This window comes from Pseudomonas sp. QL9 (assembly GCF_041409665.1).
Lineage (GTDB): Bacteria > Pseudomonadota > Gammaproteobacteria > Pseudomonadales > Pseudomonadaceae > Pseudomonas > Pseudomonas knackmussii.
In genome coordinates this window covers 1,112,022-1,124,002 of record NZ_CP166971.1, presented here as the reverse complement: position 1 = coordinate 1,124,002, position 11,981 = coordinate 1,112,022, and the positions used below count along the sequence as shown (strand labels likewise).

The following is an 11,981-nucleotide window of genomic DNA, read 5'->3' as shown; positions in this document are numbered from 1 at the left end:
CATGAGCAACGACGACAAACTGATCGACCTGAACGCCGAGCGCGACAAGCGCATCCACGACGTCCACGAAAAGCGCCTGCAGGAAGTGCGCAACGCCTTCGAGCAGGCCCTGCCGCTGGGCAGGACGCGCAAGAAGGGCAAGAACAAGCCGAAGAAACGCTGATCCGCTCCGCCTCGCTGTTTTGCCCCTCTGGAGCCGCATCTCGCGGCTCCGTGCCGCACCCGAACCCCTTCCGAACTTGACCTGGATCAGTGATCCGAAGCCCCTGGCCACGGGGGCTCGCGGCTATTGATCCACGTCAATAAGCGCCTGCGTGGCGCGGATAAAGTGAACCCATCTTCCAAACGCAAAGAGAAACAGGAGGCCAGCATCATGTTCATCGACGAAGTGGTTCTCGCCGGCATTGTCACCGTTGGCCTGATGGTCCTGTTCTTTGGTGGAGTCGGATATTTCATCTGGAAGGACTCGCACAAGCGCGGTTGACCTTCCGGATACACAGAGCACGCAAGGCACTTGGGGCGACTTCGGTCGCCCGTTTTTTTTGCCCGCGATTTTTACCCGCTGCTCCTGCGTAGGAGCGGGCCTCATCAGCGAAGCTCCCTTGTAGGAGCGCGCCATGCGCGCGATTCGCGGCCATGGGCCGCTCCTACAGGGATGCACCGTGCCGTGCGGTTCGCGGAGAAGGTACGCTCCTGCGAATGGGGGGGCCGAGCACAAACGAAAACGCCGTTTCTCCTCAGGGAAGAAACGGCGTTCTGCATTACGGGACCGCTCAGCCGATGGTGATCGGCGGCAGCTCAGCCAGAACGATGTCCAGCTTCTGCTTGGGCGCCAGCACCTCGGCTTCGCCCTCGACCACCGCCTCGCCGTTCTGGTTGAGCACGCGGGTGCCGATGCGCGCGCGGTTCTTCGGCAGCTTCTCCAGCACTTCCAGCTCCACGATCAGTTGGTCGCCGATCTTCACCGGGCGGGTGAAGCGCAGGCTCTGCCCCAGGTAGATGGTGCCCGGGCCGGGGAGGGTGGTGGCGATCGCCGCGCTGATCAGCGCGCCGCTGAGCATGCCGTGGGCGATGCGCTCCTTGAACAGGGTGCCGGCGGCGTACTCGGCATCGAGGTGCACCGGGTTGCGGTCACCGGAGACTTCGGCGAACAGCTGGATGTCGCGCTCGCCGACCGTGCGCTGGAAGCTGGCCTTCTGGCCGACTTCGAGTTCCGCGTAGGGGACGTTCTGCACCTGGGTCATTTTCTTTCCTCGGAATTCACGCCGGCGCCGGATGCGAGTTGGGCATCCAGCCAGGCGATCAGGTTGCGGGTGACCTCGTCGCGATTGGTCTCGTTGAAGATTTCGTGACGGGCCTCGGGATAGATCTGCGTTTGGACGTCGCGAACCCCGGCGCGAGTCATCGCCTGGGCCAGATCGCGCAGGCGCTTGCCCTGGCTGACCGGGTCGCGCTCGCCGCCGACGATCAGCAGCGGCAGGTCCTGGCGGATGCGCGCCAGGTGCTCCGGCGGGGTGATGTCCTCCAGGCCGCCGAGCAGGTCGATCCACAGCTGGTTGCTGCAGCGGAAGCCGCACAGCGGGTCGCTGACGTATTTGTCCACCTCGTGGGCGTCGCGGCTCAGCCAGTCGAAGGCGGTGCGGTTGGGCTTGAACGCCTTGTTGAACGAGCCGAAGGAGAGGAACTCGATCAGCGCGCTCTGCCCGAGCGGGCCCTGGCGCCAGCGCTCGAAACGGGCGATCTGCCGCGCCACGCGGTACAGCGCCACCGGCTGGTAGTTGGAGCCGGAGAGCACGGCGCCGCGCAGCGTCTCGCTGTGCTGCTGCAGATAGGCAGTGGCGATGTAGCTGCCCATGCTGTGGCCGAGCAGGAAGACCGGCAGCTCCGGATGGCGTTCGCGCAGGTGGCGGTTGAGCGTCAGCAGGTCGCCGACCACCTTGCCCCAGCCGCCGTGGTCGGCGTAGTGGCCGAGGTCGCCGTGCTCGGCGGTGCGCCCGTGGCCGCGCTGGTCGAGGGCGCAAAGCGTGTAGCCGGCGGTGTTCAGCGCCTCGCCCAGGCGCGCGTAGCGGCCGGCGTGCTCGGCCATGCCGTGGGACAGCATCACCACGCCCCGGGGCGCTTCGCTGGCCCAGAGGTGGATGTACAACGGAGTGTCATCGCTGGCGGGCAGCCAGTAGGCGGTGTACGGCATGGGCAATCCTTGTGCCGGCTCGGGGTCGCGGCATTCTAGCAGCGCGTTCCGGGCGGCAGAATCCTGGCCGGTGGACGAAGATTCACGTCATGGATAGGGGCTGCGCGAGTATTTGCGCAAACCGGGGCAACTGCTACTTTCCGACGGATGCCCGTGCCGGGCCCGCCCAAGGATGCCGGCGCGAAACAGCCTTGCAGGTAAATAAAGAGGACAACAACACATGCAAGCGGATTTCTGGAACGACAAGCGTCCGGCCGGCGTACCCAGCCAGATCGACCTGACCGCCTACAAATCGGTGGTCGAAGTGTTCGAGCGCTCCTGCAAGCGCTTCGCCGACCGCCCGGTGTTCAGCAACATGGGTGTGACCCTGACCTACGCTGAGCTGGACCGCCTGTCCGCCGCTTTCGCCGCCTACCTGCAGAAGCACACCGACCTCAAGCCCGGCGAGCGCATCGCCGTGCAGATGCCGAACATCCTGCAATACCCCATCGCCGTATTTGGCGCGCTGCGCGCCGGCCTGGTGGTGGTCAACACCAACCCGCTGTACACCGCCCGCGAGATGCGCCACCAGTTCAAGGACTCGGGCGCGCGGGCGCTGGTCTACGTCAACCTGTTCGGCAAGCTGGTGCAGGAAGTGCTGCCGGACACCGGCATCGAATACCTGATCGAAGCCCAGATGGGCGACATGCAGCCGGCGCTCAAGGGCCTGCTGGTCAACGCCGCGGTCAAGCACGTCAAGAAGATGGTGCCCGACTACCAACTGCCGCAGGCCGTGGCTTTCAAGGAAGTGCTGCGGCAGGGCCGCGGCCATGCGCTGCAACCGATCAAGGTGGGCCTGGAAGACATCGCCGTGCTGCAGTACACCGGCGGCACCACGGGCGTGGCCAAGGGCGCGATGCTCACCCACGGCAATCTGGTGGCGAACATGTTGCAGGTCGACGCCTGCCTGTCGCAGCTCGGCCCGGACGGCCATCGCCTGATGAGCGAAGGCGGCGAGGTGATGATCGCGCCGCTGCCGCTGTACCACATCTATGCCTTCACCGCGAATTGCATGTGCATGATGCACAACGGCAACCACAACGTGCTGATCAGCAACCCGCGCGATATTCCCGGCTTCATCAAGGAGCTGAAGAAGTGGCGCTTCTCCGCGCTGCTGGGGCTGAACACCCTGTTCGTTGCGCTGATGGACCATCCCGAGTTCAAGGAAATCGACTTCTCCAACCTCAAGGTCACCAACTCCGGCGGCACCGCGCTGGTCTCGGCCACCGCCGAGCGCTGGAAGGCCGCCACCGGCTGCTCGGTGGTCGAGGGCTACGGCCTGACCGAGACTTCCCCGGTGGTCACCACCAACCCGTATGGCGACCAGGCGCGCCTGGGCACCGTCGGTATCCCGGTTGTCGGCACCTCGCTGAAAGTGATCGACGACGAAGGCAACGAGCAGCCGCAGGGCGAGCGCGGCGAGCTGTGCGTGAAGGGCCCGCAGGTGATGAAGGGCTACTGGCAGCGCCCGGAAGCCACCGCCGAGGTGCTCGACGCCGAGGGCTGGCTCCGCACCGGCGACGTCGCGGTGATCGACCCTGACGGCTTCGTGCGCATCGTCGACCGCAAGAAGGACCTGATCATCGTCTCCGGCTTCAACGTCTACCCCAACGAGATCGAAGACGTGGTCATGGCCCACCCGAAGGTGGCCAACTGCGCGGCCATCGGCGTGCCGGACGAGCGTTCCGGCGAGGCCGTGAAGCTCTTCGTGGTGGCCCGCGAGCCGGGGCTGACGGTCGAGGAGCTGAAGGCCTACTGCAAGGAAAACTTCACCGGCTACAAGGTGCCCAAGCAGATCGTCCTGAAGGACGCCTTGCCGATGACGCCGGTCGGCAAGATCCTTCGCCGGGAGCTGCGCGAGAGCGCCTGATCGATTCAGGCGTTTTATCGATCCGAACGGAGGCCGGTCCGATGACCGGCCTCCGTTTTTTTTCGCTTCGCTTTCCCCTACGGCAGCTTTGTCAGACAATCCAACAAGGCTGCAGCCCTTCTGGCACGGGCTTTTCCGACCGATGGGCGGGTTGTGACCGATTTACCTGATTCCGGTCATTTTTATGACTGGGTAGGCTGTGTTTGGTGCTGGTCGCGTTTTGGCAAAGCTGCTACTCTCGGCCCGCTTTTCGCTCCCCGACTCAGGGGAAAGCGGCACAAACACAACAAGAACCGCGTACGCGGTAACGACAAGCTGTTGCTTAGGAGTGGGCTTCCATGATCGACAATTTCTGGAAGGACAAATATCCCGCAGGTATCTCTGCCGAGATCAATCCCGACCAGTACCCGAACATCCTCGCGGTACTCAAGGAGTCCTGCCAACGCTTTGCCAACAAGCCTGCCTTCAGCAACCTTGGCAAGACCCTGACCTACGGCGAGCTGTACAAGCTCTCCGGTGACTTCGCCGCCTACCTGCAGCAGAACACCAGCCTGCAGCCGGGTGACCGCATCGCGGTGCAGCTGCCTAACGTGCTGCAGTACCCGGTGGTTGTGTTCGGTGCCATGCGCGCCGGCCTCATCGTGGTCAACACCAACCCGCTGTACACCGCGCGGGAAATGGAGCACCAGTTCAACGACTCCGGCGCCAAGGCACTGGTCTGCCTGGCCAACATGGCCCACCTGGCCGAGGAAGTGCTGCCCAAGACCGGCATCCGCCACGTGGTCATCACCGAAGTCGCCGACCTGCTGCCGCCGCTCAAGCGCCTGCTGGTCAACTCGGTGGTCAAGTACGTCAAGAAGATGGTCCCGGCCTACCACATCGCCCAGGCTGTCAAACTCAACGACGCCCTGGCCAAGGGCCGTGGCCAGACCGTGCGCGAAGCCTCGCCCAAGAGCGACGACGTCGCCGTGCTGCAGTACACCGGCGGCACCACCGGCGTGGCCAAGGGCGCCATGCTGACCCACCGCAACCTGGTGGCGAACATGCTGCAGTGCAAGGCACTGATGGGCGCCAACCTGGACGAAGGCTGCGAGATCCTCATCGCGCCGCTGCCGCTGTACCACATCTACGCCTTCACCTTCCATTGCATGGCGATGATGCTCACCGGCAACCACAACATCCTGGTGACCAACCCGCGCGACCTCAATGCGCTGGCCAAGGAGCTGTCGCAGTGGAAGTTCACCGGCTTCGTCGGCCTGAACACCCTGTTCGTCGGCCTGTGCAACAACGAAGCCTTCCGCAAGCTGGACTTCTCCAGCCTGAAGCTGACCCTCTCCGGCGGCATGGCCCTGCAACAGGCCACCGCCGAACGCTGGAAGGAAGTCACCGGCTGCGCCATCTGCGAAGGCTACGGCATGACCGAGACCAGCCCGGTGGTGTCGGTGAACCCGTTCCAGAACATCCAGATCGGCACCATCGGCATCCCGGTTCCCTCGACCCTGTGCAAGGTCGTCGATGACGCCGGCGTCGAGCAGCCGCTGGGCGAGCGCGGCGAGCTGTGCGTGAAGGGCCCGCAGGTGATGAAGGGTTACTGGCAGCGCCAGGAAGCTACCGACGAGATCCTCGACAAGGACGGCTGGCTGCGTACCGGCGACGTGGCAATCATCGAGGCCGATGGCTACATGCGCATCGTCGACCGCAAGAAGGACATGATCCTGGTGTCCGGCTTCAACGTGTACCCGAACGAGCTTGAAGACGTCCTCGCGACCCTGCCCGGCGTGCTGCAGTGCGCGGCCATCGGCGTACCGGACGAGCGTTCGGGCGAGGTGATCAAGGTTTTCGTGGTGCCCAAGCCGGGCGTCAACCTGACCAAGGAGCAGGTCGTCCAGCACATGCACGACAACCTGACCGGCTACAAGCGACCGAAGTACGTCGAGTTCCGCGAAAGCCTGCCGACCACCAATGTCGGCAAGATCCTTCGTCGGGAATTGCGTGACGAAGAGCTAAAGAAGGCCAAGGCCTGAGCCGATAACCAGAGAACCCGCCACATGGCGGGTTTTCTGTCTTGTCGTCCTGGAGGTCTGCCGCCGTGATCCCCTCCCTGCGCCTGCGCGCCAAGGTCCTGAGCCTTGCCCTCGTTCCCATCCTGATCCTCACCGTGGTGCTCTGTGCCGTTACCCTGGTCGCCCTGAACAAGTTGGCCGACCAGCAGGAACAGCAGATTCGCCAGAGCCTGATCGCCGACCGCCAGACCCAGCTCAAGCAGTTCGTCGATGTCGCCCTGGCCGCGGTCGGCCCGCAATACGATGCCGCGAGCGAGGGCGATGCCAACGCCCGGGCTGCGGGAATCGCCGTGCTCAAGCGTCTTAACTACGGCAACGGCGGCTACTTCTGGGGCTACGACACCCACGCCGTACGCGTCTTCCAGGGCACCAGCGAAGAGCGCATTGGCGAGGACTTCAGCGGCTACCAGGACCCCAACGGCGTCTATGCCATTCGCGAGTTGGTGCGTGCGGGCCAGGACGGCAGCCACGTCGTGCACTACAGCTTCACCCTGCCAGGCAGCAACAAGATCGTGCCGAAGATCGGCTACGCGCAGTACCTGCCGAAATGGAACCTGGTGTTCGGCACCTCGCTGAACCTCGACGACATCGAGCGCGACGTGGCCAAGGCGCGTGACGAGTTCCAGGGCCGCGTGCACGACCTGGTGCTGCTCATGCTCGGCTCCGCCCTGGCGCTGCTGGTGGTCATCACCCTGGTGGCCCTGCCCACCGGCAACGCCATCGTCCGCCCGCTGTTGCGGATCAAGGCCAACCTCGACGACATGGCCGCCGGCGACGGCAACCTGACCCACCGACTGGCGGTGGAGAGCCGCGACGAACTGGGCGAGCTGGCGACCTCCTTCAACCGCTTCGTCGAGAAGATCCACGCCCTGGTGCAGCAAGTTGCCGGTACCACCCAGCAGTTGTCCGGGCTGGTCGGCGATGTTGCCCAGCAAGCGCAGCGCTCGGAGCAGGCGATGAACGGCCAGCGCAGCGAGACAGACCAGGTCGCCACGGCGATCAACGAAATGACCGCCGCCGCCCAGGAAGTGGCGCGCAGCGCCCAGCGTGCTGCCGATGCCGCCCAGGAAACCGACCGCGAGGGCCAATCGGCCAAGCGCGAAGTGGGCCTGTGCGTGGCGCAGATCAACGACCTGGCCGGCGAAGTCGGCAGCAGCAGCGAGGCGCTCGACACGCTCAGCCAGGACGTGCGCGGCATCGTCGGCGTACTTGAAGTGATCCGCTCGATCGCCGAGCAGACCAACCTGCTGGCGCTCAACGCGGCCATCGAAGCGGCCCGCGCCGGCGAGGCGGGGCGCGGTTTCGCGGTGGTTGCCGACGAGGTCCGTGCGCTGGCCAGCCGCACCCAGCAGAGCACCGGCGAAATCCAGCAGATGATCGACCGTCTGCAGGCCACCACTGCCGGTTCGGTAAGTGCCATGCAGCGAGCCAGCGAGATGGCCGAGCGTACGCGCGGGCAAGCCAACCAGGCCGGCCAGTCGCTGGACGCCATGGCCCACCTGATCGGCACCATCAACTCGATGAACGCGCAGATCGCCAGCGCCGCCGAGGAACAGACCGCGGTGGCCGAGGAGATCAACCGCAGCGTGCACCAGATCGCCGGCGCGGTGGACCAGGTCGCCGACGACGCCATGCACAGTGCGCGAACCGCCGGTCAGTTGAACGGCCTGGGGGATCAGCTGCACAAGCTGGTCAGCCAGTTCCGCATCTGATCCATCCCTGAACCCCCGTCGCCACGCATTGGGCGTGGCGGCGCGGGGCGCTCCTCTGCGACAATCCCGCCTTTCCTTTATTCCGCAGCGGCCCGCCTTCAAGGCGCCAGGCCGCGCACGCCGGTATTGCGCAGCCAATGACCCAAGCCACGCCCAGCCCCGAACAGCTCCTGCAACGCCTCGACCAGGCCCTGATCCGCGACCGTCATCGCCTGCGCCGTCAGTTCCACGACCTGCGCAAGCAGCCCGACGAGGGCAAGCTGGCGCAGTGGGTCGAGCGCTTCCAGGCGTCCTGCGCCAAGGTCGAGGGGCGCCGCGCGAGCATCCCGGCGATCCGCTACGACGACAGCCTGCCAATCGCCGCCAAGCGCGATGAGATCAAGGCTGCCCTGCAGAAGAGCCAGGTAGTGGTGATCGCCGGCGAAACCGGCTCGGGCAAGACCACCCAGCTGCCGAAGATCTGCCTGGAACTGGGCCGCGGCACCCACGGCCTGATCGGCCACACCCAGCCGCGCCGCCTGGCCGCGCGCAGCGTCGCCACGCGGGTTGCCGAGGAAATCGGTACGCCGCTGGGCTCGCTGGTCGGCTACCAGGTGCGCTTCGAGGACCAGAGCGACGACAGCACCCTGATCAAGCTGATGACCGACGGCATCCTGCTCGCCGAAACCCAGCACGACCGCTACCTGGAACGCTACGACACGATCATCGTCGACGAAGCTCACGAACGCAGCCTGAACATCGACTTCCTCCTCGGCTTCCTCAAGACACTCCTGCCGCGCCGCCCCGACCTCAAGCTGATCATCACCTCGGCGACCATCGACCTGGAGCGCTTCTCCAAGCATTTCGGCGATGCACCTATCGTCGAGGTGTCTGGCCGCACCTACCCGGTGGACACCTGGTATCGCCCGCTGGCGGCGGAAGTGGACGAGGACGGCGAGGCGCTGTTCGACGACCTGTCCGTCGACCAGGGCATCCTCCGCGCACTGGACGAGATCGCCGCCCATGAGCGCGAAGTCGGCAAACGCCCCGGCGACGTGCTGGTGTTCCTCCCCGGCGAGCGCGAGATTCGCGATGCCGCCGACATGCTGCGCAAGGCCAACCTGCGCCACACCGAGGTGCTTCCGCTCTATGCGCGCCTGACCCCGGCGGAGCAGCAGAAGATCTTCGCGCCCATGCCCGGTCGCAAGATCGTCCTGGCCACCAACGTCGCGGAAACCTCGCTGACGGTGCCGGGCATCCGCTACGTGATCGACAGCGGCACCGCGCGCATCAGCCGCTACAGCTACCGCGCCAAGGTCCAGCGGCTGCCCATCGAAGCCGTGTCCCAGGCCAGCGCCAACCAGCGCAAGGGCCGTTGCGGGCGGGTCGAGCCGGGCATCTGCGTGCGCCTGTACAGCGAGGAAGACTTCAACTCGCGTCCGGCCTTCACCGACCCGGAGATCCTCCGCACCAACCTGGCGGCGGTGATCCTGCAGATGCTCCACCTGCGCCTGGGCGACATCGAGGCCTTCCCCTTCATCGAGCCGCCGGACGGCAAGGCGATCAAGGACGGCTTCACCCTGCTGCAGGAACTCTCGGCGGTTAACCGCGAAGGCCAGCTGACTCCGCTCGGCCGCCAGCTTGCGCGTCTGCCGATCGACCCGCGACTGGGTCGCATGCTGTTGGAAGCGGCCAACCAGGGCAGCCTCGACGAAGTGCTCACCGTGGCCAGCGCGCTGTCCGTGCAGGACCCGCGCGAGCGCCCGATCGAGCGCCAGCAGGCGGCCGACCAGGCGCACGCGCAATGGAAGGACCCGGACTCCGACTTCGCCGCGTTGATCAACCTCTGGCGCGGCTTCGAGGAGCAGCGCCAGGCGCTCGGCTCCAATGCCTTGCGCGCCTGGTGCCGGAAGAACTTCCTCAACTATCTGCGGCTTCGCGAGTGGCGCGATGCGCATCGTCAGCTGACGCTGATCTGCCGCGAGCTGAAGCTGCCGTTCGGCAAGTCGGACAAGGCGCCGGTGCGCAAGGAGCCGGCCAAGCCTGACGAGCAGAAACAGCGCGACATCGACTACGCCGCCGTGCACAAGGCGATCCTCTCCGGCCTGCTCAGCCAGATCGGTCAGAAGGCGGAGGAGGGCGACTACCTCGGCGCGCGTCAGCGGCGCTTCTGGATTCACCCGTCCAGCGTCATCGGCCGCAAGAAGCCGCAGTGGATCATGGCCGCCGAACTGGTCGAGACCACCAAGCTGTTCGCCCGCATGGTCGCCAAGATCGAGCCCGACTGGCTCGAGCCCCTGGCCGCCCACCTGTTGAAGAAGAACCACCTGGAGCCGCACTGGGAGAAGAAGCGCGGCCAGGTCGTGGCCTACGAGCAGGTCACCCTCTATGGCCTGATCATCGTCGGTCGCCGCGCCGTGCATTACGGCCCCATCGATCCGCCGGTGGCGCGCGAGTTGTTCATCCGCGAAGCGCTGGTGCGCGGCGAGATCAACAGCCGCGCCAAGTGCCTCTCGGCCAACCGCCAGTTGCTGGAAAAGCTCGACGAGCTGGAAGCCAAGGCGCGCCGCCGCGACATTCTCGCCGACGAGGAAACCCTGTTCGGCTACTACGACGCGCGCCTGCCGGCGGACATCTACCAGACCGCCAGCTTCGAGAAGTGGTACGAGCGCGAGCACAAGCAGCAGCCGAACCTGCTCATCATGCGCGAGGAAGACGTGCTGGCCCGCGACGCCAGCGAAGTCACCGCCGGTCTCTACCCGGACCGCCTGCGCCTGGGCGAGCTGCAATTGCCGCTGAGTTATCACTTCGAGCCGGGCCACGTGCGCGACGGCGTGACCCTGCGCGTGCCGGCGCCGCTGCTGCCGCAACTGCCGGCCGAGCGCCTGGAGTGGCTGGTGCCCGGCCTGCTGGAAGCCAAGTGCGTGGCGCTGGTGCGCAACCTGCCCAAGGCCATCCGCAAGAACTTCGTGCCGGTGCCGGACTTCGTCCGCGCCGCCATCGGCAAGATGACCTTCGCCGAAGGCGCATTGCCCGAAGCGCTCGGCCGCGAACTGCAGCGCATGACCGGCAGCCGCGTACCCGAGGAAGCATGGGGCGAGGCGGCGGCGCTGGTGGAGAGTCACCTGCGCATGAACATCGAGGTGGTTGATGCGCGCGGCAAGTTCCTCGGCGAAGGCCGCGATCTCGCCGAACTCACCGCCCGCTTCGCCGAAGCCAGCCAGGCCGCCCTGGCCATCCCGCAGGCCGACAAGCCGCAGAAGCCGGTGGAAGCCAAGGGTTTCGCCGAAGTCGCGGAAAAGGCCCAGCAGAAGATCGCCGGGCTGTCGATGACGGTCTACCCGGCGCTGGTGGAAGAGGGCGGCACGGTCAAGGAAAACCGCTTCCCGACCCAGGCCGAAGCCGAGTACCAGCACCGCCGCGCCCTGCAGCGCCTGCTTCTGCAGCAGCTCGCCGAGCCGGCCAAGTTCCTGCGCGGCAAGCTGCCGGGGCAGACCGACATGGGCCTGCTGTACCGCGACATGGGCCGCGTCGAGGCGCTGGTCGAGGACATCCTGCTGGCCAGCCTGGATAGCTGCATCCTCGAAGGCGAGGCCAGCCTGCCACGCGACGGTGCGGCGCTCGCCTCGCTGGCGGAGAAGAAGCGCGGCGCCTGGACGGAGCATGCCGAACGCATCGCCCGCCTGACACTGGAAATCCTCAAGCTCTGGCACGGCCTGCAGAAGCGCTTCAAGGGCAAGGTCGACCTGGCCATGACGGTGCCGCTCAACGACGTGAAGGGGCAGTTGGCCAACCTGGTCTACCCGGGTTTCGTGCGCGACACACCGCTGGAATGGCTGAAGGAAATCCCGCGCTACCTCAAGGCTATCGAGCAGCGCCTGGACAAGGTCGCCGGCCAGGTCCAGCGCGACCGCGTGTGGAGCGGCGAGATGGCCGGCTACTGGGACCAGTACAAGGCCCGCCAGGCCAAGCACGCCCAGGAAGGCAAGCGCGACCCGGAGCTGACGCTGTATCGCTGGATGCTGGAGGAGTACCGCGTCTCGCTGTTCGCCCAGCAGTTGGGGACGAAGATGCCGGTGTCCGACAAGCGCCTGACCAAGCAGTGGAGCCAGGTCGAGGTCTGATCG

The 11,981-nt window shown here is 66.0% G+C and carries 8 protein-coding genes and 1 pseudogene; 7 read left to right on the top strand and 2 right to left on the bottom strand.

What is annotated here, in order from left to right:
• Position 1: 1 nt before the first annotated feature.
• Both ACA097_RS05275 and ccoM read left to right on the top strand, forming a co-directional pair.
• On the top strand, positions 2-163 hold the full coding sequence (locus ACA097_RS05275; RefSeq protein WP_371368939.1) for a hypothetical protein: 162 nt from the start codon (positions 2-4) through the stop codon (positions 161-163).
• Positions 164-373: 210 nt separating this feature from the next.
• Positions 374-484 (top strand): cytochrome c oxidase subunit CcoM, encoded by a 111-nt coding sequence (gene ccoM, locus ACA097_RS05270; protein ID WP_015478370.1) that lies wholly within the window; start codon positions 374-376, stop codon positions 482-484.
• 289 nt (positions 485-773) lie between these two features.
• On the opposite strand, the gene ACA097_RS05265 is transcribed toward ccoM, so the two are convergent.
• Positions 774-1,244: a MaoC family dehydratase gene (locus tag ACA097_RS05265; RefSeq protein WP_371368936.1), complete on the bottom strand. Its 471-nt coding sequence runs from the start codon at positions 1,242-1,244 to the stop codon at positions 774-776.
• Positions 1,241-2,191 carry an alpha/beta hydrolase gene (locus tag ACA097_RS05260; protein ID WP_160286164.1) on the bottom strand — a complete coding sequence of 317 codons (951 nt, stop codon included), beginning with the start codon at positions 2,189-2,191 and terminating at the stop codon, positions 1,241-1,243. The genes ACA097_RS05265 and ACA097_RS05260 overlap by 4 nt, the downstream gene beginning before the upstream one ends.
• A 220-nt stretch (positions 2,192-2,411) precedes the next feature.
• Here ACA097_RS05260 and fadD2 point away from each other — a divergent pair, with 220 nt between their 5' ends.
• The 5 genes and pseudogenes from fadD2 (at position 2,412) to hrpA (ending at position 11,978) form a co-directional block, all read left to right on the top strand.
• A complete protein-coding gene (gene fadD2, locus ACA097_RS05255; RefSeq protein WP_371368933.1) occupies positions 2,412-4,100 on the top strand; it encodes a long-chain-fatty-acid--CoA ligase FadD2 in 1,689 nt (562 codons plus the stop codon).
• Between the two features lie 338 nt (positions 4,101-4,438).
• Positions 4,439-6,124, top strand: a complete 1,686-nt coding sequence (fadD1, locus tag ACA097_RS05250; RefSeq protein WP_371368931.1) for a long-chain-fatty-acid--CoA ligase FadD1 — start codon at positions 4,439-4,441, stop codon at positions 6,122-6,124.
• 65 nt (positions 6,125-6,189) lie between these two features.
• A pseudogene (locus ACA097_RS05245) lies at positions 6,190-6,969 on the top strand (cache domain-containing protein); the annotation flags it as partial.
• 150 nt (positions 6,970-7,119) lie between these two features.
• Positions 7,120-7,875, top strand: a complete 756-nt coding sequence (locus ACA097_RS05240) for a methyl-accepting chemotaxis protein (protein WP_371370483.1) — start codon at positions 7,120-7,122, stop codon at positions 7,873-7,875.
• 137 nt (positions 7,876-8,012) lie between these two features.
• A complete protein-coding gene (gene hrpA, locus ACA097_RS05235) occupies positions 8,013-11,978 on the top strand; it encodes an ATP-dependent RNA helicase HrpA (protein ID WP_371368929.1) in 3,966 nt (1,321 codons plus the stop codon).
• The last annotated feature ends 3 nt before the right edge of the window (positions 11,979-11,981 follow it).